Source organism: Kitasatospora paranensis (assembly GCF_039544005.1).
In the GTDB taxonomy this organism is placed as follows: domain Bacteria; phylum Actinomycetota; class Actinomycetes; order Streptomycetales; family Streptomycetaceae; genus Kitasatospora; species Kitasatospora paranensis.
Genome location: NZ_BAABKV010000001.1, coordinates 6048844 through 6071202, shown reverse-complemented (window position 1 = coordinate 6071202; position 22359 = coordinate 6048844). Strand labels below are relative to the sequence as shown.

General features: G+C 75.8%; 13 protein-coding genes, 7 pseudogenes and 1 riboswitch. Of the genes and pseudogenes, 10 read left to right on the top strand and 10 right to left on the bottom strand.

What is annotated here, in order from left to right; genetic code table 11:
* Nucleotides 1-69: 69 nt before the first annotated feature.
* From ABEB13_RS28870 to ABEB13_RS28860, 3 genes and pseudogenes are all read left to right on the top strand, one after another.
* A complete protein-coding gene (locus ABEB13_RS28870) occupies nt 70-1272 on the top strand; it encodes an acyl-CoA dehydrogenase family protein (RefSeq protein ID WP_345707782.1) in 1203 nt (400 codons plus the stop codon).
* Nucleotides 1273-1752: 480 nt separating this feature from the next.
* Nucleotides 1753-2444 (top strand): annotated as a pseudogene (locus ABEB13_RS28865) (phosphatidylserine decarboxylase).
* Nucleotides 2431-3312, top strand: a complete 882-nt coding sequence (locus ABEB13_RS28860; RefSeq protein WP_380233176.1) for a CDP-alcohol phosphatidyltransferase family protein — start codon at nt 2431-2433, stop codon at nt 3310-3312. Before ABEB13_RS28865 ends, ABEB13_RS28860 begins: the two are co-directional and overlap by 14 nt.
* A gap of 99 nt (nt 3313-3411) precedes the next feature.
* On the opposite strand, the gene ABEB13_RS28855 is transcribed toward ABEB13_RS28860, so the two are convergent.
* The 3 genes from ABEB13_RS28855 to ABEB13_RS28845 all read right to left on the bottom strand — a co-directional run bounded on the left by ABEB13_RS28855 (nt 3412) and on the right by ABEB13_RS28845 (nt 7064).
* Nucleotides 3412-4746: a hypothetical protein gene (locus ABEB13_RS28855; RefSeq protein WP_417466427.1), complete on the bottom strand. Its 1335-nt coding sequence runs from the start codon at nt 4744-4746 to the stop codon at nt 3412-3414.
* 405 nt (nt 4747-5151) lie between these two features.
* A complete protein-coding gene (locus ABEB13_RS28850; RefSeq protein ID WP_345707780.1) occupies nt 5152-6279 on the bottom strand; it encodes an alpha/beta hydrolase family protein in 1128 nt (375 codons plus the stop codon).
* Nucleotides 6280-6374: 95 nt separating this feature from the next.
* Nucleotides 6375-7064, bottom strand: coding sequence for a helix-turn-helix domain-containing protein (locus tag ABEB13_RS28845; RefSeq protein ID WP_345707779.1), 690 nt, complete (start codon nt 7062-7064; stop codon nt 6375-6377).
* 222 nt (nt 7065-7286) lie between these two features.
* Nucleotides 7287-7468: riboswitch (cobalamin riboswitch) on the top strand.
* Nucleotides 7469-7559: 91 nt separating this feature from the next.
* Here ABEB13_RS28845 and ABEB13_RS28840 point away from each other — a divergent pair.
* The 5 genes and pseudogenes from ABEB13_RS28840 to ABEB13_RS28820 all read left to right on the top strand — a co-directional run bounded on the left by ABEB13_RS28840 (nt 7560) and on the right by ABEB13_RS28820 (nt 14095).
* A pseudogene (locus ABEB13_RS28840) lies at nt 7560-8530 on the top strand (cobalamin biosynthesis protein).
* Nucleotides 8527-10021: pseudogene (locus ABEB13_RS28835) on the top strand (cobyric acid synthase). Before ABEB13_RS28840 ends, ABEB13_RS28835 begins: the two co-directional pseudogenes overlap by 4 nt.
* A 26-nt stretch (nt 10022-10047) precedes the next feature.
* A pseudogene (locus tag ABEB13_RS28830) lies at nt 10048-12096 on the top strand (putative cobaltochelatase); the annotation flags it as partial.
* Between the two features lie 19 nt (nt 12097-12115).
* On the top strand, nt 12116-12712 hold the full coding sequence (cobO, locus tag ABEB13_RS28825) for a cob(I)yrinic acid a,c-diamide adenosyltransferase (protein WP_345709860.1): 597 nt from the start codon (nt 12116-12118) through the stop codon (nt 12710-12712).
* 4 nt (nt 12713-12716) lie between these two features.
* Nucleotides 12717-14095: pseudogene (locus ABEB13_RS28820) on the top strand (cobyrinic acid a,c-diamide synthase CobB).
* Here the strand turns inward: ABEB13_RS28820 and ABEB13_RS28815 are convergent.
* On the bottom strand, nt 14082-14549 hold the full coding sequence (locus ABEB13_RS28815) for a nitroreductase family deazaflavin-dependent oxidoreductase (protein ID WP_345707777.1): 468 nt from the start codon (nt 14547-14549) through the stop codon (nt 14082-14084). The pseudogene ABEB13_RS28820 and the gene ABEB13_RS28815 sit on opposite strands and share 14 nt — an antisense overlap.
* Before the next feature lie 143 nt (nt 14550-14692).
* Here ABEB13_RS28815 and ABEB13_RS28810 point away from each other — a divergent pair, with 143 nt between their 5' ends.
* Nucleotides 14693-15373, top strand: coding sequence for a TetR/AcrR family transcriptional regulator (locus tag ABEB13_RS28810; protein WP_345707776.1), 681 nt, complete (start codon nt 14693-14695; stop codon nt 15371-15373).
* A gap of 33 nt (nt 15374-15406) precedes the next feature.
* Here the strand turns inward: ABEB13_RS28810 and ABEB13_RS28805 are convergent, their stop codons facing one another.
* From ABEB13_RS28805 to ABEB13_RS28790, 4 genes are all read right to left on the bottom strand, one after another.
* Complete coding sequence (locus ABEB13_RS28805) at nt 15407-16627, bottom strand: DUF4190 domain-containing protein (RefSeq protein WP_345707775.1); 1221 nt, start codon at nt 16625-16627, stop codon at nt 15407-15409.
* A 319-nt stretch (nt 16628-16946) separates the two neighbouring features.
* Complete coding sequence (locus tag ABEB13_RS28800) at nt 16947-17594, bottom strand: hypothetical protein (RefSeq protein WP_345707774.1); 648 nt, start codon at nt 17592-17594, stop codon at nt 16947-16949.
* Entirely contained in the window at nt 17552-18535 is a 984-nt protein-coding gene (locus tag ABEB13_RS28795) for a hypothetical protein (RefSeq protein ID WP_345707773.1), read from the bottom strand. Before ABEB13_RS28795 ends, ABEB13_RS28800 begins: the two co-directional genes overlap by 43 nt.
* Nucleotides 18532-19458: an ABC transporter ATP-binding protein gene (locus tag ABEB13_RS28790; protein WP_345707772.1), complete on the bottom strand. Its 927-nt coding sequence runs from the start codon at nt 19456-19458 to the stop codon at nt 18532-18534. The genes ABEB13_RS28795 and ABEB13_RS28790 overlap by 4 nt, the downstream gene beginning before the upstream one ends.
* Nucleotides 19459-19655: 197 nt before the next feature.
* Here ABEB13_RS28790 and ABEB13_RS28785 point away from each other — a divergent pair, with 197 nt between their 5' ends.
* On the top strand, nt 19656-20057 hold the full coding sequence (locus ABEB13_RS28785; RefSeq protein WP_345707771.1) for a GbsR/MarR family transcriptional regulator: 402 nt from the start codon (nt 19656-19658) through the stop codon (nt 20055-20057).
* A gap of 22 nt (nt 20058-20079) precedes the next feature.
* Here ABEB13_RS28785 and ABEB13_RS28780 read toward each other — a convergent pair.
* Nucleotides 20080-21098 (bottom strand): annotated as a pseudogene (locus ABEB13_RS28780) (TolB family protein).
* Nucleotides 21095-22359: pseudogene (locus tag ABEB13_RS28775) on the bottom strand (MFS transporter). Before ABEB13_RS28775 ends, ABEB13_RS28780 begins: the two co-directional pseudogenes overlap by 4 nt.

Genomic DNA, 22359 nt, shown 5'->3' with positions numbered 1-22359 from the left:
CCACGCCGGCCGGGTCCCCGCGCAAAGACCTCTCCCCCACCCTCACGCCTTCAGATAGGGAGCCGCACGATGGGACGCCTCGCACAGACCGACGGCCTCACCGAGATCCAGCGGGACATCCTCGCCACCGTGCGGGACTTTGTCGACAAGGAGATCATCCCGGTCGCCACCGAGCTGGAGCACAAGGACGAGTACCCGACCGCGATCGTCGAAGGGATGAAGCAGCTCGGCCTGTTCGGCCTCACCATCCCCGAGGAGTTCGGCGGCCTGGGCGAGTCCCTGCTGACCTACGCGCTGGTGGTCGAGGAGATCGCCCGCGGCTGGATGTCGGTGTCCGGCATCGTCAACACCCACTTCATCGTGGCGCACATGATCAACGCGCACGGCACCCAGGAGCAGAAGGAGTACTTCCTTCCGCGGATGGCCGCCGGCGAGATCCGCGGTGCGTTCTCGATGTCCGAGCCGGCCCTCGGCTCCGACGTCGCGGCCATCTCGACCAAGGGCGTCAAGGACGGCGACCACTACGTCCTCAACGGCCAGAAGATGTGGCTGACCAACGGCGGCACCTCCACCCTGGTCGCCGTCCTGTGCAAGACGGACGAGGGCGGCTCCACCCCGTACCGGAACATGACCACCTTCCTGATCGAGAAGACGGCCGGCTTCGGGCCGAACCCGACCGTCCCGGGCCTGACCGTGCCCGGCAAGATCGAGAAGATGGGCTACAAGGGCGTCGACACCACCGAGCTCGTGCTCCAGGACGTCCGTATCCCGGCCGACCGGGTCCTCGGCGGGGTCCCCGGCAAGGGCTTCTACCAGATGATGGACGGCGTCGAGGTCGGCCGCGTCAACGTCGCCGCCCGCGGCTGCGGCGTCGCCCGCCGCGCCTTCGAGCTGGGCATCTCCTACGCCCAGCAGCGCACCACCTTCGGCAAGAAGATCGCCGAGCACCAGGCGATCCAGTTCAAGCTCGCCGAGATGGCCACCAAGGTCGAGGCCGCCCACCAGATGATGGTCATGGCCGCCCGCAAGAAGGACAGCGGCGAGCGCAACGACCTCGAGGCCGGCATGGCGAAGTACCTGGCCTCCGAGTACTGCAAGGAGGTCGTCGAGGACGCCTTCCGCATCCACGGCGGCTACGGCTTCTCCAAGGAGTACGAGATCGAGCGCCTCTACCGCGAGGCCCCGATGCTGCTCATCGGTGAAGGTACTGCGGAGATCCAGAAGATGATCGTCGGACGCCGGCTGCTGGAGGAGTACCGGCTGGCCGACTGAGCCGGCCGGAGTCGAACTTTCCGCATGGTCGGCGGCGGGCGTGCGGGCCCGCCGCAGGCCCCGCCGTACCGCGACGGCCTGGTCAGCCGACGGGGGCCGGTACGGCGGCCCGGAGGCGGTCGCAGGGCGTGTACCAGTCGGTGTGCGCCCTGCGGCCGCCTCCGTACACCCCTGTACGGGGCGCGTCGCAGCACGCGCCCAGTGGCCCGCTGTGGCCCGTCGCGGCGCGCCCAGGCCGCGCGCCTGCGTGAGACGTGGGTCACGCGCCACGCCGGACCCCTTGGGTAACCACCCCGGCTCGGCTACGGTCGTATACATAGCAGGCATGGGTCGGCACCCTGCCAGGCAGCTCCACGAACAGGCGGCTTGCCCACCTACCGCCTGGTCCCGATAGCATCCACCGGGACAGCGTCCCCATGTACCCGATCCCCGCGGTGGCCCCCGTCCAGCGGCCATGATCCCCCGCGACTAAGGTCTTCGATGCCCATCAGCCCGTCCCCTCACACCTCCGTCCCGGACGGCGACCTCTTCGCCGCTCCGACGGCCGGTCGGCGTCCGCGCGTGACGATCGCGCGCGGCGCGACCCCTGGTTCGCCCCGACCCTGGCCACCGCCGCCGTGACGACCGCCCTCACCCGGCGCAACGGCAAGTGGGCCCTGGCGGCCGTCCCGGCCTGTGCCCTCGGCGCGGGCATGCTGTGGTTCTTCCGCGACCCGGAGCGTGAGATCGGCACCGGCAGAGTCATCTCCCCGGCGGACGGCGTGGTGCAGTCGATCGACGCCTGGCCGGACGGCCGGACCCGGGTCGCCATCTTCATGAGCCCGCTCAACGTGCACGTCAACCGGGCTCCGCTGCCGGGCACCGTGACCTCCGTCGAGCACGTCGCCGGCGGCTTCGTCCCGGCCTTCAACAAGGACAGCGACCGCAACGAGCGCGTCGTCTGGCACTTCGACACCGAGCTCGGCGACATCGAGATGGTGCAGATCGCGGGGGCCGTGGCCCGCCGCATCGTGCCGTACGTGGATGCCGGCACCAAGGTCGAGCAGGGCGAGCGGATCGGCCTGATCCGCTTCGGCTCCCGCGTCGACACCTACCTGCCGGCCGGCGTCGAGGTCGGCGTCGAGGTCGGCCAGAAGACCACAGCCGGGGTGACGCGCCTTGACCGTGACTGATCCTGAGACTCTCGTCGGCCTCGGTGACGAGGAATCGACGGAGCTGCGGCGCCGCCGTTGGGCGCGCGACCGCGAGCTGCGTGCGCCCCGTTCGCCGCAGCACCTGTCCACCGCCGACTTCCTGACCCTGGGGAACGCCGTCTGCGGCTTCCTGGCGATCTACTCGATCACCACCGGGGTCCTGATGCCTCACCTCACCGGTGAGACCACCTCGCCGAACCGCAACAGCGCCGCCACCGCGGTGACGCTGCTGCTGATCGGCTCGATGTGCGACCTGTTCGACGGCCTGGTGGCCCGCAAGCTGCGCTCCTCGGCGCTGGGTGCGGAGCTGGACAACCTGGCCGACCTGATCAGCTTCGGCATCGCCCCGGCGTACTTCGTTGCGGTCTGGGGCATCGTGTCCCCGGACAGCAACCAGCAGCTGTCGGCGTTCATCGCGCTGACCGTGCTGCTGGCGGTGGTGCTGCGGCTCGCCCGGTTCTCGGCCGTGAAGATGCGGCCGGGGATCTTCCAGGGCATGCCCTGCCCGATGGGCGCGATGACGGTGATCGCCATCGTGCTGCTCGACCCGCCGTTCCTGCCGGGCCTGCTGATGATCTTCGGTGTGGCCTACCTGATGGTGAGCCGGATCGAGTACCCGAAGCCGCAGGGCCTGCTGGCGACGGCGACGCTGTGCTGGATCGTCGTCTCCATCGGCTGCCTGGCCGCCTGGGCGGCCGGCCTGCCTGGTGGCGACATGCTGATGCACATCGGCGCGATCGCCCAGATCACGCTGGCCGCCATGGCACCGCTGCTGGTCATCCGCCGCAAGGTCGGCGAGAAGGTCGGCGACGTCCGGGCCCGCCGCGCGGAGTCGCGCGGCTGCTGACGCCATGACGAAGGGCCCGTATCCGTTCCGGATACGGGCCCTTCGTCATGGGCGGCCGCGCGGTGCCCGCAGGCTCCCCGGGTGCGGCCGCCCGGCGTCCTACTGGCCGGCGCCGCCGTCGTGCACGCTGAACGCGGAGCGGCGGGCCGCGCGGGCGACCGCCGGATCCGGGTGCACGCCGGAGACCGCGGTGAGCACCGAGGCCGCCCGCGGGTGCCCGGACTGCCGGGCACGGTGGAAGAGCCGGACGGGCTCGCCCGCCGAGGCGCCCTCGACGTGCGGCACGAGCAGCGCGGTGTCCCCGTGGTCGAGCACCGCGGCAGCGGTGTCCACCCACAGCCAGGCGGCGTCCTGCGCGCCCAGCACGTCGGCCGGGGACACGGCGCCCTCGTCGGACTGCTCGGCGAGCCAGAGCAGCGCGTAGGGCCGCAGCACCTGCTCCTCGACCGCGGCACGGACGGCCTGCTCGGCGGTGCCGCCGGCGACCCGGAGCGCCTCGAAGGCCAGGCCGCGCACCAGCGCGTCGTCACCGCGGGCGGCGTCCAGCAGCTCGGCGACGGCACGGTCGACCGGCCGGGCCGCCACCCAGGCCCGGTACTCGGCGCGGGCCGGACCGGGCGTGTAGTCGGCGCAGGCGCTGAGCAGCTCCAGCGCGCTCTGCTCGATGTGCCCGGCCGCGGTCTGGGCGACCGTGCAGATCTCCTCCAGCTTGGCCCGCACGGCCCAGTGGCCGAGCGGCGACAGCTCGGCGGCCTCGTCGCGGCGCTCCAGGGCGCCGACGGCGGCCAGGCCGTCCAGCATCCAGTCGAGGACGGCGGCGGCGTCGGCGGCGGCGGTCGGGGTGTCGACCTGCGGCGTCAGGCAGGTGCCGCGGACGGCCGACATGGCGGACGCCGCGTGCGGCACCGGGGAGAGCGTGGGGCCGCCGGTGACCGCGCCGTGCCGGCGCTCGTCGAGGCCGCGGCGGAGCAGCTCCAGCAGCTCGCCGTCGGGCACCGGCCCGTCGACCAGGTGCAGGAAGGAGAGGAGTTGCGGGGCCTGGTCGACCGCCTGGCCGGCGAGCAGCGCGAAGACGCCGCGCATCGCGGTGGGCGGGACGGGGGCGAGCAGCGTCCAGGCGTCGAACAGCGCGGACCAGCCGCGGATCACCGCCTCGTCGTCGCGCTCCCAGGCGTTCAGGCGCCAGCCCGGTCCGGCGCCGCCGTCGCGCAGTTCCACCAGGCCGACCAGCAGGGCCTGGCCCCAGGCCTTGGCGGCGGCGCCGACGGTCATCGCGAGGGCGCGTCCGGCGGCCCTGGCGTCGTCCGGCAGCAGCTCGCCGCGCTTGTCGACCTCGCCGAGCTCGCCGGCCCACCGGGCGATCCGGACGGCGTCGGCGAGCATCCGCCGGGCCAGCGGGGCCAGCTCGGCCGGCGCCGGGAAGCCCTCGGGCATCGGCACCCGGCCGCGGCCCGGCTTGGGCGCGGGAGTGCGGCGGCGGGCGGGGCCGCCCGGGGGTACGGCGTCGGCCCGGCCGGCCGCGCCGGGCAGGCGGGTCACCGTCGCTCCGTTGCGGATCGCGGGCTGGAGCGGGGCATCACGGTCGCGCGGGTTCCGAGACGTCACGCCGTGCAGTCTTCCCCGCGCAGGGGCCTTCTGTCACATCGAGTTCGGCGGACATTCGGCGGCGCGGCCCCGGGACGGGTGCGAGACGGGGCAACAGCGACCAAACCGGGCTGCCGCGCCGACACGAATGGCATGCACACGATCACGCAGGGTGCCGACCGCCCGGCCGGTCCGCAGCAGCAGGCGGCGGGCGCCCCGCACCGGGCAGCGGGCGCGGGCGGGTCGGAGCAGGGGTCACAGCAGCGGGGTCAGCCAGCGGCGCAGGGCCTCGGTGTAGCCGTCCGGGTCGGCGTTCCAGAGCGCGGCGTGCGCGGCGCCCGGCACGGCCTGCAGGCTGACCAGCTGCTCGCGGCGGCGGGCCAGCCGCGCGGCGCTCTCCCAGGGCGACACCTCGTCCGTCGGGCTGTGCAGCAGCAGGGCGGGCACGTGCAGGTCGGTGCCGTCCGCGAGCCGGGCGAAGCCCGCCAGGTCGACCTTGGAGCGCCCCTCGGCCGCCAGCGCACCGAGCTCGGCCAGTGGCCCCGGCTGGCCGGCCCGGGTGGCCTCCCGGCGGACGGTGGCCGACCAGTCCAGCACCGGGGAGTCCAGCACCAGCCCGGCGATCGACTCCCGCCACGGCGACCGGGCCGCCGTGTGCAGCGCCATCGTGGCGCCCAGCGACCACCCGTACAGGACGATCCGTCCGGCGCCCTGGTCGCGGGCGAAGCGGACGGCCGCGTCGACGTCCCGCCACTCGGTCTCGCCGAAGTGCCCGAGGCCGTCCGGGGAGGCCGGTGCGCCGGGGTCGCCGCGGTAGCTCACCACCAGGCTGGGCAGCCGCAGCGAGTGCAGCAGCGGCAGCACCGGCAGGGCCTGCCGGCGGTCGGTGCCCGGGCCGTGCACCAGGATCACCCAGAGCCCGCGGATCCCGGCCACGTGCCAGGCCGGCAGCGGGCCGAGCTCGCCGTCCACCACGCCCTCGGAGTAGGTGAGGCCGACGGAGGTGGCCGGGTCCCCGGTGTACACCCGCGCGGTGAGCCGGACCTCCTGCCCGGTGCGCAGCGTGCCGCTGTCGGTGCCGAGCAGGCGGCGGGTCACGCCCTGCGGGCCCGTGCCGAGCACGTCGCCGACCACGGCGTGGCCGCCGTCCTTCCACTCCAGGGCGTAGCGGCCCGGGCGGGCGGTCTCGACGCTGCGGGTGACGGTGACCCGGTCGGGGGCGAGGGCCTGGACGCGCAGGCCCGCGGCGGACGGCGCGGGCGCGCCCGCGAAGCCCGGCCGGACGGCGCGCTCGGAGGCCCGCCGGCCGAGCAGCAGCACCGCGGCGCCGGCTCCGGCCGCAGTGGCGGTGGCGGCGACGACGGCGGCGGTTCCCCAACGCATGGCGCTCCCCGGTCTGCTGGACTGCGACGGCATGGCGTCTCCAGTGCACGCCCCCGGACGGCCCCGGGCCACCGGAGCGGGGCCGTCCGTGGCCGTCAGACCGGGATGTCGAAGCGGTGCCGGCCGAGCAGTTCCCAGAAGCGGACGGGCAGCGGGGTGGCCGGCGGCCCGTCGGCGGCCGGGGCCGAGGCGCCCCAGTGCGAGGGGACGCGGTACCCGTTCTGAAGGTCCGCCAGGGCCGCCGAGAGCACCTCCGGCGGGGCCGGCACCATCCGGGCCACCGCGGCCGCCTGGGCCTGCCAGCGGCCGTCGACGACCTGCCGCAGGCACCGCTCCAGCTGTTCCTGGCGGCCGGTGACCCGGACGAGCGTGCGCAGCGGGATGCCGAGGGCGTGGGCCAGGGCGTGGCTCTGCTCCTCGTCGGCGTCCCAGTGGCCGGTGGCCTCGGCCCGGGCGTAGGTCGGCAGGGAGACGCCGATCCGGCGGGCGGCCTGGTCGGCGGTCAGCTCCCGGGCGAGCCGGTGGTCCCGCAGGGTGGCCGGCGGGGTGCCCATCAGCTGGGCGGGCGGGCACCACAGGGCGCGGGCGAGGGCGATGAACTCCTCCTCGGAGGGGCGCAGCCCACCGCTCTCCCAGGCGAGGACGTGGGTGGGCAGCAGCCGGACGCCGTGCGCGGCCATCCCCTCGGCGACCTGGCCGGGCGTCAGGCCGAGCCCGGCCCGGTGCGCCCGCGCGGCCTGCGGGGAGAAGGGCACCGGCGGCGGGAGGGGCGGTCTTCGTCGCATGCGACTGAACGTACGGGCGGGCCCGCGGGGCCATCACCCGCCGAACACACGAAGCGGTCGCCGGCGGCCCGGGACGGCGGGTGGAGGATCCTACGAGCGGCGGCGGCCGATCCTGGAGGATCGTCGGAGGGAGCGACGGCGTCAGGGCGCCCCGGACCTGCGACGGTGTGTGACCAACCCCTCCGCAGGCTCTGTTGACGCCCGGTCGCGGCGCGTGATGGGATCCTTGCGCCATACGGAGGCATGCAGAGGAAGCCGGTGCGAGTCCGGCGCGGTCCCGCCACTGTCACCGGGGAGCACGCTCGACCACATGGTCACGGCGGTCCGCCACAGGGTCGCCGGAAGGCCCGAGGGTGCGTTCGACCCGGAAGCCAGGAGACTCTCGCCGCCGGTTCGTCGATCCAGGGCGCGGACCCTGAGTGAGGACACGCACGCCATGCAGGCTGCCCAGCGGTCGCCGTTCCACCACGCCCTGGACGCCTCGCCGTGCCACGGCTGAGGCCCGCCTCCCCCTATCTGCTGGGCGCCGTCGCCGGGTATCTCGCCGACGCCGCGCTGGCCGACCCCGTCGGGGCCACCCGGTGGCGCTGTTCGGCACCGCCGCCGGCCGGCTGGAGCGCGCGCTGTGGCGCGACCACCGGGGCGCCGGGGCCGCGTTCACCGCGCTGAGCGTGGGCGCCGTGGCGGCAGGCGCGGTGGCCGTCGAGCGGGCGCTGGGGCGCCGCCCCGGGGCGCGCACCGCGTTCACCGCGGCGGCGGCCTGGACGGTGCTGGGCGGCACCTCGCTGAGCCGGGAGGCGCGCACCGTCGGCCGGGCCCTGGCGGCCGGCGACCTGGCCGCCGCCCGCCGGCGGCTGCCGCACCTGTGCGGCCGCGACCCGAGCGGGCTGGACGAGCAGCAGGTGGCCCGCGCGGTGGTCGAGTCGGTGGCGGAGAACACCGCCGACGCCGTCGTCAACGCGCTGGTGTGGGGGGCGGTCGCCGGCGCGCCGGGGCTGCTGGCCTTCCGTGCCGTCAACACCCTGGACGCGATGGTCGGTCACCGCTCGCCCCGCCACCTGCGGTTCGGCTGGGCCGCGGCCCGGCTGGACGACGTCGCGGGCTGGCCCGGCGCGCGGCTGACGGCACTGCTGACGGTCGCGGCCGCCGAGCACCCGCGGACGGCGCTGCGGGTCTGGCGGCGCGACGGCTCGTCACATCCGAGCCCGAACGCGGGTCAGGCCGAGTCGGCGTTCGCGGGCGCGCTCGGCGTCCGGCTGGGCGGCACCCTGGCCTACGGCACCCGGGTGGAGCACCGGCCGGTGCTGGGGGCGGAGCTGCGGCCGGTCGGCGTCGCGGACATCGAACGGGCCTGCCGGCTGTCGCGCCGGGTGGGGATCCTCGCCCTGGCGGCGACGGTCGGAGCCCGGGCGCTGGGTGGTGCCGTCCGCCGCGGACGCACCCGTGGGAAGGGGAACGGATCGTGAGCAACGCGCTGCTGGTGGCGGGGACGACCTCGGACGCCGGGAAGAGCGTGGTGACGGCCGGCATCTGCCGCTGGCTGGCCCGGCAGGGGGTGCGGGTCGCCCCTTCAAGGCGCAGAACATGTCGCTGAACTCCTTCGTGACGGCGGACGGCGCCGAGATCGGCCGCGCCCAGGCGATGCAGGCGCAGGCCGCCCGGGTCGAGCCGGAGGCGGCGATGAACCCCGTGCTGCTCAAGCCCGGCGCGGACGGCCGCAGCCAGGTGGTGCTGCTCGGCCACCCGGTCGCCGAGGTCGGCGCGCTGGACTACCGCGAGCGCAAGCCCGTCCTGCTGGAGCGGGCCCTGGAGTGCCTGGCCGACCTGCGCAGCCGGTACGAGGTGGTGGTCTGCGAGGGAGCCGGTTCGCCCGCCGAGATCAACCTGCGGGACCGCGACATCGCCAACATGGGGCTGGCCACGGCCGCGAACCTGCCGGTGGTGGTGGTCGGCGACATCGACCGCGGCGGCGTGTTCGCGGCGATGTACGGGACGCTGGCCCTGCTCTCCGCCCAGGACCAGGCGCTGGTGGCGGGCTGGTTCGTGAACAAGTTCCGCGGCGACGCGCGGCTGCTGGCACCGGGCCTGGACATGCTGCGGGAGCTGACCGGGCGTCCGGTGCTGGGCACCCTGCCGATGCTGGCGGACCTGTGGCTGGACGCCGAGGACTCGCTGGACCTCACCACCGCGGTCGAGCGCGGCCGCACCCGGGGCCGGTCGGCGCGGACGTGCTGCGGGTCGCCGTGCTGCGCCTGCCCCGGCTGTCGAACTTCACCGACGTGGACGCGCTCGCCCAGGAGCCGGGGGTCCTCGTCCGCTGGGCGACCAGACCGGAGGAGCTGGCCGACGCGGACCTGGTGGTGCTGCCCGGCACCCGGGCCACCGTCGCGGACCTCGCCTGGCTGCGCGAGCGCGGCCTGGAGGGCCCGCTGCGGGCCCGGGCGGCGGCGGGGCAGCCGGTGCTCGGGGTGTGCGGCGGGTACCAGATGCTGGCGCGCGAGATCGTCGACGAGGTCGAGTCGAAGGCGGGCGCGGTCGACGGCCTGGCGCTGCTGCCGACCCGGGTGGTGTTCGGCGCGCGCAAGGTGCTGGGCCGGCCGGTCGGCGAGGCGTACGGGGAGCGGGTCGAGGGGTACGAGATCCACCACGGCGTGGTCGCGGTGGAGGGCGGTGAGGCGTTCCTGGACGGGTGCCGGGTCGGATCGGTGTGGGGCACGACCTGGCACGGCGCGCTGGAGAACGACGGCTTCCGGCGGGCGCTGCTGCGCGAGGTGGCGGCGGCCGCCGGGCGGGCCTTCGTGCCGGCGCCGGACACCTCGTTCGCGGCGGCCCGGGAGGCCCGGCTGGACCGCCTGGGCGAGCTGATCGAGGAGCACGCGGACACCGACGCCCTGTGGAAACTGATCGAGGGCGGGGCGCCGGCCGGCCTCCCGTTCGTCCCGCCCGGTGCGCCGTGAGCGATGTCGAAAGGCCTGATGTGCAGATGACCGATGCCCGTTACCCGTTCACCGCGATCGTCGGCATGGCCGACCTGCGGCTGGGGCTGCTGCTGAACGCCGTCTCGCCGGCCGTCGGCGGGGTGCTGGTGCGCGGCGAGAAGGGCACCGCCAAGTCGACCATGGTGCGGGCGCTGGCCGGCCTGCTGCCGTCGATCGCGACGGTCGAGGGCTGCCGGTTCGCCTGCGACCCGGCGGGGCCGGACCCGCAGTGCCCGGACGGCGCGCACGGCGGCGCGGCGGCCGCCGACCGGCCCGCCCGGCTGGTGGAGCTGCCGGTCGGCGTCTCCGAGGACCGCATCGTCGGCTCGCTCGACCTGGAGCGGGCGCTCGCGGAGGGCGTCAAGGCGTACGAGCCGGGCCTGCTGGCGAAGGCGCACCGCGGCGTGCTGTACATCGACGAGGTGAACCTGCTCCAGGACCACCTGGTGGACCTGCTGCTGGACGCGGCCGCGATGGGCCGCTCGTACGTGGAGCGCGAGGGCGTCTCCGTGCGGCACGCGGCGCGGTTCCTGCTGGTCGGCACGATGAACCCGGAGGAGGGCGAGCTGCGGCCGCAGCTGCTCGACCGGTTCGGGCTGACGGTGGAGATCGCGGCGACCCGGGAGCCGGCCGAGCGCGCCGAGGTGGTGCGCCGCCGGCTGGCGTACGACGCGGACCCGGCCGGCTTCGCCGCGCGGTTCGCCGCGGACGAGCGGGCGCTCGCGGCCCGGATCACCACCGCCCGGGAGCTGCTGCCGCAGGTGGAGCTCACCGACACGGCGCTGCGTCAGATCACCGCGGTCTGCGCCGCCTTCGAGGTGGACGGCCTGCGGGCGGACATCGTGATGGCGCGCACCGCCGTCGCGCTGGCCGCCTGGGCGGGCCGCACCGAGGTGCTGGAGGAGGACGTCCGCAAGGCGGCGCAGCTGGCGCTGCCGCACCGGCGCCGGCGCAATCCCTTCGACGCGCCGGGCCTGGACGAGGAGCGGCTCGACCGGACGCTGGAGGAGCAGGCCGGGGAGCCGGAGCAGCCCGAGGACCCGCAGGGCCCGGACGGCGACGGCCCCGGCCCGGACGGCGGCGGCCCGGACGGCCCCGGCCCGGACGGCGGCGGCCCGGACGGCGGCGGGGCGCCCGCGCCCGGCGACCTGCCGGACGGCTCGGCCGCGTCCGGGCCGGAAGAGGCCGCGGCGCCCCCGCAGCAGCGTCCGCGGCCCGGCGGCAGCCGGGAGGCGGCGCCGGTGGCATCCGCCGACCCGTACCGGACCCGCCTGTTCAAGGTGCCGGGCACCGGCCGGGGCGCGCAGGGCCGCCGCTCGCCCGCGGAGACCGACGGCGGGCACACCGTGCGCGCCCGGCGGCCGCGCGGGCCGCTGAGCCGGCTGCACCTGACCGCCACCCTGCAGGCCGCCGCCCCGTACCAGGTGGCGCGCGGGCGGGCCGGCCGGGCGCTGGTGCTGGCCAAGGACGACTTCCGCGAGCAGGTGCGCCGGGGACGGGAGTCCAACCTGGTGCTGTTCGTGGTGGACGCCTCCGGGTCGATGGCGGCCCGGCAGCGGATGGGCGCGGTCAAGGGCGCGGTGATGTCGCTGCTGATGGACGCCTACCAGCGGCGCGACAAGATCGGCATGATCACCTTCCGCGGCACGGGCGCCGAGTTGGCGCTGCCGCCGACCTCCTCGGTGGAGGTGGGTGCAGCCCGGCTGGAGCAACTGCCGACCGGCGGCCGCACCCCGCTGGCGGCCGGACTGCTGCGCGCCCACGAGGTGCTGCGGATCGAGCGGCTGCGCGACCCGGACCGCCGGCCGCTGCTGGTCGTGGTGACCGACGGCCGGGCGACCGGCGGCCGCGACGCGCTGGCGCAGGCCGGCCGGGCCGCCGGGCTGCTCGCCGCGCAGGGCGTGGCGAGCGTGGTGCTGGACTGCGAGTCGGGCCATGTCCGGCTCGGGCTGGCGCACACCCTGGCGGCCCAACTGGGCGGCCCCGCCGTGACCCTGGACGAGCTGCGCGCCGAGGGCGTGGCGGCGCTCGTCCGCGACCACCGTTCCTCCTCCCCCAGCGAAAGGCCGCCTGATGCCGCAGGGAAAGATCGAGACCGTCCCGGACGACGGACTGACGACCCGTCAGCGCCGCACCCTGCCGATCACGGCGGTGCACACCGGCCCGGGCAAGGGCAAGTCGACCGCGGCGTTCGGCATGGCGCTGCGCGCCTGGAACCAGGGCTGGCCGATCGGGGTGTTCCAGTTCGTGAAGTCCGCCAAGTGGAAGGTGGGCGAGGAGAACGCGCTGCGGGTGCTCGGCGCCTCCGGCGAGGGCGGCACGGTGGCCTGGCACAAGATGGGCGAGGGCTGGTCCTGGGTGCAGCGCGGCATGGAGTCCAGCGAGGAGGCGGCCAAGGAGGGCTGGGAGCAGGTCAAGCGCGACCTGGCCGCCGAGACCTACCGCTTCTACGTGCTGGACGAGTTCACCTACCCGATGCACTGGGGCTGGGTGGACGTCGACGAGGTGGTGGCGGTGCTGAAGGACCGTCCGGGCAGCCAGCACGTGGTGATCACCGGCCGGTACGCCAAGGAGCCGCTGACCGACCTCGCCGACCTGGTCACCGAGATGACCAAGGTGAAGCACCCCATGGACGCGGGCCGCAAGGGCCAGCGCGGTATCGAGTGGTAGCCCGTTGAACATTCCCCGTCTCGTCGTCGCCGCGCCCTCCTCGGGCGCGGGCAAGACCACCGTCGCCACCGGGCTGATCGCCGCCCTGGCGGCGCGCGGCCTGGCCGTCTCCCCGCACAAGGTGGGCCCGGACTACATCGACCCCGGTTACCACGCGCTGGCGGCCGGCCGGCCCGGCCGCAACCTGGACGCGTACATGTGCGGGGAGGAGCGGATCGCCCCGCTGTTCCTGCACGGGGCGGCGGGGGCCGACGTGGCCGTGGTCGAGGGCGTGATGGGGCTGTTCGACGGCGCCGCCGGGCGCGGCGAGCTGTCGTCCACCGCGCAGGTCTCCAAGCTGCTCCGGGCCCCGGTGGTCCTGGTGGTGGACGCCTCCTCGCAGTCGCGCTCGGTGGCGGCGCTGGTGCACGGCTTCGCCTCCTGGGACCCGGAGGTGCGGCTGGCGGGCGTGATCCTCAACCGGGTGGCCTCGGACCGGCACGAGGACCTGCTGCGCGAGGCGCTGGAGGAGGGCTCCGGCGTGCCGGTGCTGGGCTCCGTACGGCGCACCGCGTCGGTCGCCACGCCGTCCCGGCACCTGGGCCTGATCCCGGCCGTCGAGCGCTCGGCGCAAGCGCTGCAGGCCGTCTCCGACATGGGCGGGCTGATCGGCCGCTCCGTCGACCTGGACGCGCTGCTGGCGCTGGCCCGGACGGCTCCCCGCTGGCCGCCGAGCCGTGGGACGCGGCGGCCCAGGTGTCGCCGGTGGCCGGCCGGCCGCGGATCGCGGTGGCGGGCGGCCCGGCGTTCTCGTTCTCGTACGCGGAGAACACCGAGCTGCTGACCGCCGCGGGCGCCGAGGTGGTGGCGTTCGACCCGCTGCGCGACCCGGCGCTGCCGCCGGGGACGGGCGCGCTGGTGGTCGGCGGCGGCTTCCCGGAGATGTACGCGGGCGAGCTGAGCGCCAACGAGCCGCTGCGGCGGTCGATCGCCGCGCTGGCCGCGGACGGGCTGCCGATCGCCGCGGAGTGCGCCGGGCTGCTGTACCTGGCGCGGGAGCTCGACGGGCGGCCGATGTGCGGGGTGCTGGACATCACGGCCCGGATGACCGAGCGGCTCACCCTGGGCTACCGGGAGGCGGTCGCGCTGGAGGACAGCCTGCCCGCCGCGGCCGGGACGCGGGTGCGCGGGCACGAGTTCCACCGCACGGCCTGCGAGCCGGGGGCGGGCGAGCACCCGGCGTGGGGCTGGCGCGGCCCGGCCGGTCCCCGGACGGAGGGCTTCGTCCAGGGCTCGGTGCACGCCTCGTACCTGCACCTGCACTGGGCGGGGGCGCCGCAGTTCGCGGAGCGCCTCGCCCGGGCGGCGGCCGCGTTCACGGCCGGTGCGGTCAGGCGCGGTTGATCCGGAAGACCGGGTAGCCGGGGGCGATCGCGAGCAGTTCCTCGTCGGAGGCGGTGGCGTCGACGCCCTCGAAGAACATGCCGACCTCGAACTTCCACCGCTTGAGGTAGGCGCGGAGCACCTCGGGCTTCTCGGCGTCGGCCAGTTCGACCGCGCCGAACTCCTCGGCGCGGCGGCCGAGCCGCAGTTCGCCGGTGCCGGTGACCCGCAGGTTGCGCACCCACTGGGTGTGGCCGCGCGGTGCCACCAGGTACCGCTCACCGCCGTGGGTGAGCAGGTTGACCGGGGTGGTGCGCCACTCGCCGCTCTTGCGGCCGCGGACGGCGAGGACCCGGGAGCCCCAGACGCTGACGCCGGCGCGGGTGAGGGCGGCGACCGTGCGGTTGAAGAAGCTCAGCATGGCGGCGTCGAACTTCTTGGTCGGGATGACGTAGCGGGCGCTGCTGTCGGACATCGGAACCCCCAGGGTCGCCGGAGCCAGCTCTCCGTGAGCAGTGCTCTCGTTCACGAGCACCACTCTGCCACCGGCGGTGCGCGCGGTCAAGAGCACTGCTCTCGTTTCTGTGCATTGCTCCAGTCATGTGGCAGGCTGTCGGTATGACCGCCATCAAGACCGCCCGCGCACGGGCCCGCGAGGAGCTGACCCGCGAGATCAAGGAGGAGGCCCGCCGCCAACTGGCCTCCGAGGGCGCCCAGCGGCTGTCGCTGCGCGCCGTCGCCCGCGAGCTCGGCATGGCCTCCTCCGCGCTGTACCGGTACTTCCCCAGCCGGGACGAGCTGCTCACCGCCCTGATCGTCGACGCCTACACCGATCTCGCGAACGCCGCCGACGGCGCGCTGGCCACCGCCTCACCCGCCCCGCGCGCCCGGTGGCGGGCCCTGTGCGCGGCGGTGCGCGACTGGGCGCGGGCCCACCCGCACGAGTACGCCCTGGTGTTCGGCACACCGGTGCCCGGGTACCGGGCCCCGCAGGAGACCATCGAGCCGGCCGCCCGGCTCCCGCTCGCGCTGATCGGCGTGGCGGGCTCGGCGCGGCTCGACGGGGAGCCGGTGGGCGGGGTGCTCGGCGCCCAGCTGGCCGCCGTCCGGGAGCACCTGGCGCCCGACCTCGCCGAGTCGGTGCTCGCCCGGGCCGCGATCGCCTGGACCCAGCTGTTCGGCATGATCGGCTTCGAGCTCTTCGGCCACCTGGTGGGCACGCTGGATCCGGCGGACGCCTTCTTCGCGTACACCGTCGAGCGGATGGCCGACTTCGTGGGACTGCCCGACGCGGAGTGAGTCCGCGCCGGGCAGTCCGGTGATGATGCCGGGTCAGATCCTGACGGCCGCCCGGCGGCCGGTGCCCGGGGCCAGCACGGGCGCCGGGCTGGTCGTCCGGGTGCCGTCGGAGCCGTCCGAGCCGTTCACCCGGCTGTCGTCGGTGCCCAGCTGGAGCGCGGCCCGCACCGCCTTCGGCCGGTCGTAGCCGAGGTACTCCTCGGCCGCGGCGAGCTCGTGCTGCAGGGTCTTCGCGTCCTTGGCGCCCTTGGCCGCGGCCAGGTGCGGCAGCGACTTGCGCAGCTCGTCGACCAGGTCGCGGACGGGCTGCGAGGCGACACCGCCCCAGGTGTGGGTGGTCAGCTCGTCGATCTCCTGGTTCACCCCGCCGGCCAGGGTGTCGGCCCAGGCCCGGTAGGCGGCCGGGGCGTCGGTGGGCTTGGCGTCCGGCTGCACCACGAAGGCCTGGTCCACGTGGTGCTCGGCGCCGAGATAGGTCCGCTGGTCGGCGTCGAAGGCGGCGAGGTTCTGCTGGAGCGACCCGGTCATGTGGCCGGTGGTGTCGGTGAGGAAGCAGGTCGAGTGGGGGTACGCGGCCTGCAGATCCCAGCTGTGCTGGTCCGGGTAGAAGAAGTGCACCTCGGCGTCGACCGGCAGCTTCCAGCCGTCCGGCGCGAACTCGGCGAGCGAGTCGTTGCAGCCCTTGGTGGCGTCGGCGATCAGCGCGGCCTTGCCCGGGTAGGACTTCGCGTCGGAGTCCGCCTGGCCGAACACCTCGCCGTAGTGCGGCTCGGCGCAGTCCACCGTACGGACGTCGACGACGCCCTCCGTCCCGGAGCCGGCGGGCTTGACGAAGCAGTCGCCCGACAACAGCTCGAAGGCGTTCCGGCCGTCCGAGTACGAGCCGGAACCGTAGCCCGAGCCGTCGTCGGTCGCCGGGAAGTCGTGGCCCGCGGCGACCAGCACGAAGACCATCGCCACCGCCATGACGACCGCCCAGACACCGCCCAGCGCGATGCCGGCGATCGCCAGCCCGCGACCGCGCTCGTTGCGCCGCTTCACCTCGCGCAGCGCGGCGATGCCGAACCCGATCGCGCCGATCCACAGCAGGCAGGCGCCGCCGATGATGCCGAGGACGAACGAGGTGATGGCGAAGCCGTTCCAGCGCGTCGGCGGACCGGGCGGCGGCTGCCAGCCGAGCGGGCCGGGCACCGCGTACGGCGCGCCGGTGCCCCAGCCCTGGGCGCCGTACCCGGCGAAGGCGCCCGGGTGCACCGCCCCCGGATGCGGGTAGGGCCCGGGCTGCGGATACGGCCCGGGTGCGCCCCACGGGTCGCCGGGCGGCGGACCGTAGCCGCCGGGCGGGACCGGCGGCGGCGCGTCCCCGGACGGCGGGGCGAAGGCTCGGGCGAAGGCGTCGTCCTGAGCGGCTGAGCCGCCCGGCGGGGGACGTCCTGGTCGGACGGCATGAGATGGGCTCCCTGGGCGTGGTGCGCGCCGCAACGGATCGTTCGACGGCGGCGCGAATATAGCGGATCACCAGGACACCCGTCCGAGGAATATCACGCCGCAGGCCGCCGGACGGCCCCGCAGGTCAGCCCAGGTCCCGTCGGCGCAGCCCCGCCAGGCCCGCCGCGGCGGCCAGCACCGCGAGCCCGGTGACCCACAGCACCGGGGCGGCGGCCACCGGCCCGCCCGGCAGGTGCGGGGTGTGGGTGAACGGCGAGAGGTCCAGCACGGCCCGGGGCAGCCGCAGCACCGGGCCCAGCCAGGAGACCAGGACGAACAGCCCGAGCACGCCCCAGGCCGCCGCCGTCCACCGCGGGGCGAGGCCGAACACCGCCACCGCGACCGCCGCGGTCAGCCAGACCGCGGGCAGCCGGACGAGGAAGGCGGGCACCAGCCGGCCGACGGCCCCGGCCGGGTCGCCCAGCGCGGCTCCCTCGCCCAGACCGGCGGTCAGGCCCGCCACGGCGAGCAGCAGTGCGGGCCCGAGCAGCCCGTACAGCAGGTGGCCGGCGGCCCAGCGGAGGCGGCCGGTGGCGGTGGCGAGCACCGGTTCGGCGCGACCCGACGCCTCCTCACCGCGCAGCCGCAGCACGGCCTGCACCGCGTACCCGGCGGCGACCATGCCCAGCAGTTCGGCGATCGCCGCCAGGTAGCCGTCCAGCAGTCCCTGCCGGCCGCCCAGGCGGGCCATCAGGTCGGCCACCCGGGCGTTGCCGCCGACCAGGTCGGCCACGCCTTTCGCGACGCCGCCGAAGACCGCGCCGGCCACCGCGAACCCGGCCGCCCAGCCGGCCAGCGGGGCCCGCTGGAGGCGCCGGGCCAGCGCGGCGGCCGTCCGCAGCCCGGGGCGGCCGCGCCCGGCCCGGGGCGCTGCGGCAGCAGGCCCGCACCGAGGTCGCGCCGGGCGACCAGGGCGTACGCGGCGCAGACGCCGGCCGCGGCGCCCGCGGCGAGCGGCAGCAGGGCCCACCAGTCGTCCCCGGCGAACGGCCGCACCCGCTCCGCCCAGCCGAGCGGCGACAGGAGACCCACCCAGGACGGACCGGCGTCGCCGACCGCCCGGAGCACGTAGGCGGCGCCGAGCACGGCCCCGGCCAGTCCGTTGGCGGCGCGGGCCGTCCCGGCGAGCTGCGCGGTGACGGCGGCGACCCCGGCGAACAGCAGCCCGCAGCCGGCCAGCGTCAGGCCGAAGGCCAGCGAGCCGCCGAGGGTCTGGCCCGCGGCGGCCAGACAGCCGGTGACCAGCGCGGCGAGCAGCAGGTCGGCGGTGGCGGCGGTGAGCAGGGCGGCGGTGAGCGGGGCCCGGCGGCCGACCGCGCCGGCGCCGACGAGTTCGAGCCGGCCGTCCTCCTCCTCGGCGCGGGTGTGCCGGACGACCAGCAGCACGCTCATCAGCGCCGCGAGCACGGCACCGAAGGCACCCATCCGCCAGGCCGTCAGCCCGCCGACCGTGCCGGCGTCGTGGAGGGGCCCGTAGAGGGCGCGCAGCGAGCCGTTGGCACCGATGCCCGCGGCGAACCGCAGCCGCTCCTCCCGGGTGCCGTAGAGCGAGCGGAAGGAGAACGCGGTGGAGGCGACCGAGGCGGTGAGGGCGTAGACCCAGAGCGGCAGCACGATGCGGTCCCGGCGCAGGGCCAGCCGGAGCAGGACGGGGGTGCCGGCGAGGGTGTTCACCGGGCCGCCGCCGGGGCCGCGGGGCCGGCCGGGCCGGCGGGCGCCGCGCCGGTGCGGCCGTAGTGGCGCAGGAAGAGCTCCTCCAGCGTGGGCGGGCGGCTCGTCAGGCTGCGGACGCCGACCGCGGTGAGGGCCCGCAGGACGCCGTCGAGGCGGTCGGCGTCCACCTGGCAGCGCAGCCGGTGCCCGTCCGTGACGAGGTCGTGGACACCCTCCAGCAGGGGTGGCGGGCCGACGAGTTCGGCGTCGATGGACGTCCGGGTGAGGTGCCGCATGCCGGCCAGGGTGCCGGTCTCCACGGTGCGGCCGGCCCGGATGATGCTGACCCGGTCGCAGAGCGCCTCCACCTCGGACAGGATGTGGCTGGAGAGCAGCACGGTGCGGCCGCGGTCGCGCTCCTCGGCGATGCAGCTGCGGAAGACGTCCTCCATCAGCGGGTCGAGACCGGAGGTGGGCTCGTCCAGCACGAGCAGTTCGGCGTCGGAGGCGAGGGCAGCGACCAGTGCGACCTTCTGCCGGTTGCCCTTGGAGTAGGTGCGACCGCGGCGGGTCGGGTCGAGGTCGAAGCGCTCCAGCAGGGCGGCCCGGCGGGCCGGGTCGAGACCGCCGCGCAGCCGGCCGAGCAGGTCGATGGCCTCGCCGCCGGTGAGGTTGCGCCAGAGGGTCACGTCGCCGGGCACGTAGGCGAGCCGGCGGTGCAGCGCCACGGCGTCCCGCCAGGGGTCGCCGTCGAGCAGCCGGGCGGTGCCGGCGTCGGCGCGGATCAGACCGAGCAGGATCCGGACGGCGGTGGACTTGCCCGCGCCGTTGGGCCCGAGGAAGCCGTGCACCTCGCCCCGGGCGACGGTGAGGTCGAGCCCGTCGAGGGCGCGCGTCCGGCCGAAGTCCTTGACCAGGCCGGTCACCGAGATGGCGGTCGTCATGTCCCGAACGTACTCTTGTTTCACAGATTCGTGAAGTTGGTGAATACCGAGGATTTCGGGAACGGCCCCCGGGTGCCCGAGGATGGGCCGGTGATCGCACGAGGGACGGGAGACCGCGCGGTGGAACGGGACGAGGCGGCGGTCGGCGCCTTCATCGAGCGCTTCGCCGGCGTGATGGCCGACGCCGGCTTCCCCGGATGCCCGCGCGGGTCTTCACCGCCCTGCTGGCGGCCGACTCAGGCCGTCTCACCGCCGCCGAGCTCGGCGCTTCCCTGCAGGTCAGCCCCGCCGCGGTGTCCGGCGCGGTGCGCTTCCTCACCCAGGTCGGCCTGGTCGGGCGCGAGCGCGAGGCGGGCTCCCGCCGGGACCGCTACCGGGTGCACGACGACGCCTGGTACGAGGCCTCGATGCGCCGCGACCGCGAGCTCGTCCGCTGGGAGGCGGGCCTGCGCGAGGGCATCGAGGCGCTCGGCGCCGACACCGCCGCCGGGGCGCGGCTGACCGAATCGCTGGAGTTCTTCGCCTTCATGCGCGCCGAGCTGCCCGATCTGCTCACCCGCTGGCACGACCGCCGCACGGCGCTGCGCGACACCCGCTGACCGGCCGGGCCGCGGGGCGGTGTCAGCCGAGGTAGGCGGGGGCGACCGCGGAGCGGGTGAGCACGGCGGCGGCGCCGCTGCCGTCGGCGGGCACCGTCCACAGGTCGGCGCCGTAGTCGCCGGCCAGCGCGTACACCAGCGTGTGGCCGTCGGCCCAGAGCGCCTGGTCGTCGATGTTGCGCCGCTCGGCGGTGGCGGTCTCCGTCATGGTCGCCAGGTCCAGCACGTACAGCCGCCAGGGTGCGTCCGGTTCGGCGCCCGCGACGCGCTTCTTGTAGGCGATCCTGGTGCCGTCCGGGGAGAGCGAAGGGCACTCGACGTTCTCGTGCAGCGTGGTCAGCGTGCGGGCCGCGAGGTCCCCGCGGGCCAGGTAGGTCTTCCCCCGGTGGCGACGGTGACGTAGAAGTGCGCGTCGTCGGCGAAGGTGACGCCCCAGATGTTGAGGTCCGGCGCCTTGACCGGCCGGCCGTCCCGGATCAGCGTGAAGCTCTCCAGGTTGTCCTCGTACCGCCAGCTGCGGGTGTCCACGATCGACGTCCGGGTGGAGAACGCGGTGCCGGCGTACGAGTCGCCGCTGACGAAGACCGTCCAGGCCGCCAGGTGCCCGGACGGGGAGACCCGGGAGCGGGTCGGGATGCCCGCCGCCGGGTAGTGCCGCAGCTCGTGCAGGGCGGAGTCGACCACGACCGCCCGGTAGGTGTCGGTGAGGGCGCCGTGCTCGGCCTGCAGGCAGATCCCGGTGCCGGCGGCGGCGTGGAAGCGCAGGCAGGTGAGGCCGGAGGCGGTGCGCGGCCCGTCCGGGCGGTCGGCGGGCACGCTGGTGATCTCGTCCCGGTGCGGCCCCCACGCCATCGAGCGGAACAGCAGCTGCCGGCCGCCCGGCTTCAGGGTGACGGTGCCCGGTGTGACAGCCGGGCCGCCCGCCTGCTCCTGGTCCTTGCGGCCCGAGCGGTCGGCGGCGTGCAGCACGGCCACCGTGCCGACGCCAGCGAGCAGCAGGACGGCGGCCAGCAGGACCAGCAGGCGGGCGGTTCTGGTCATGCGGGCTGCTCCTCGGCGGGGCGGGGGTCGCGGATCAGGGCCGTGGCCGCGCAGGCGGCGACGGCCAGGCAGACGGCGGCGGCGGCGAGCGCGGTGTGCCCGCCCCACAGCGACCAGGCGGCGCCGAACGCCAGCGAGCAGCCGAACCGGCCGAGCGCCTGGCCGGTGCCCACCAGGGCCTGCCCGGCACCCTGCTGGCCGGCCGGGACGGTGCCGGCCGTGGCCGCCGCCAGCACGCCGTCGGTGGCCGCGTAGAAGCAGCCGTGCAGCAGCAGGACGGCGGGCACCACCCAGCCCTGCCGCAGCGGCGCCAGGACCAGGGCGTACCCGGCGAGCAGCACGAGGTGGCCGGCCAGGAAGAGCCGCCGCCGACCGAGCCGGTCGGCGAGCGCGCCGAACGGGACGGCCAGCAGCAGGAAGGCCGCCGCGGTGCCCAGCGGCAGCAGCGGGAAGAGGTGGGCCGGCACGTCGAGGCGGCGTTGCAGCAGCAGGTAGAGGAAGGCGTCGGAGACGGTGGTCAGGCCGAGCAGCACGGCGGCCAGGGTGAGCCGGCGCAGCCCGGGCAGACGCAGCAGGGCGATCGCGTCGCGGGCGGAGGGGCGGCGCTCCGGCGCGGGGGCGACGGCCGGACGGGCGGGGACGAAGAGGACCAGGACCAGGACGCCGATCGCCGCGACGCAGGCCGAGACGGCGAACACCGCGTCGTAGCCGTCGACCGCGGCCCGGAGCACCGCGAACGCGGCGAGCGGGCCGAGCAGCGCGCCGGTGGTGTCCATCGCCCGGTGCACGCCGAACGCCCGGCCGCGGTGCTCGGGTTCGGTGGCGAGCGAGATCAGCGCGTCCCGGGGGCGGTGCGCAGGCCCTTGCCGGTGCGGTCGACCGCGAGCACCGCGCCGATCAGCGGCACGGTGTGCGCGAGCAGCAGCAGCGGCTTGCAGGCGGCGGACAGGGCGTAGCCGATCCCGGCGACCGTCTTGTGCCGGCCCGGGCCGCGGTCCGCCGCGTGGCCGCCGACCAGGCGCACCAGCGCGCCGACGCCGTTGTTGATGCCGTCGAGCAGGCCGAAGCCGAGCGGCGAGAGGCCGAGCCCGGCCACCACGTACAGCGGCAGCACGGCGCTGACCATCTCCGAGGAGACGTCCGTGATCAGGCTGACCGCGCCGAGCGCCAGGACGGTGCCGGGGACGGCGGCGGCGCGCCGCCCCGGGCGGGTGCCCGGGGCGACGGCGGCCTTGCTGCTGCGGGAGTCCGCGAGGTACAC

What these genes read in the sequence shown, in the direction of transcription:
- ABEB13_RS28870 (WP_345707782.1), top strand. Translation starts at nt 70, where the DNA reads ATGGGACGCCTCGCACAGACCGACGGCCTCACCGAGATCCAGCGGGAC.
- ABEB13_RS28855 (WP_417466427.1), bottom strand. Translation starts at nt 4,746, where the DNA reads ATGCCCGAGGGCTTCCCGGCGCCGGCCGAGCTGGCCCCGCTGGCCCGG.
- ABEB13_RS28850 (WP_345707780.1), bottom strand. Translation starts at nt 6,279, where the DNA reads ATGCGTTGGGGAACCGCCGCCGTCGTCGCCGCCACCGCCACTGCGGCC.
- ABEB13_RS28845 (WP_345707779.1), bottom strand. Translation starts at nt 7,064, where the DNA reads ATGCGACGAAGACCGCCCCTCCCGCCGCCGGTGCCCTTCTCCCCGCAG.
- cobO (WP_345709860.1), top strand. Translation starts at nt 12,116, where the DNA reads ATGCCGCAGGGAAAGATCGAGACCGTCCCGGACGACGGACTGACGACC.
- ABEB13_RS28815 (WP_345707777.1), bottom strand. Translation starts at nt 14,549, where the DNA reads ATGTCCGACAGCAGCGCCCGCTACGTCATCCCGACCAAGAAGTTCGAC.
- ABEB13_RS28810 (WP_345707776.1), top strand. Translation starts at nt 14,693, where the DNA reads ATGACCGCCATCAAGACCGCCCGCGCACGGGCCCGCGAGGAGCTGACC.
- ABEB13_RS28790 (WP_345707772.1), bottom strand. Translation starts at nt 19,458, where the DNA reads ATGACGACCGCCATCTCGGTGACCGGCCTGGTCAAGGACTTCGGCCGG.
- ABEB13_RS28785 (WP_345707771.1), top strand. Translation starts at nt 19,656, where the DNA reads ATGCCCGCGCGGGTCTTCACCGCCCTGCTGGCGGCCGACTCAGGCCGT.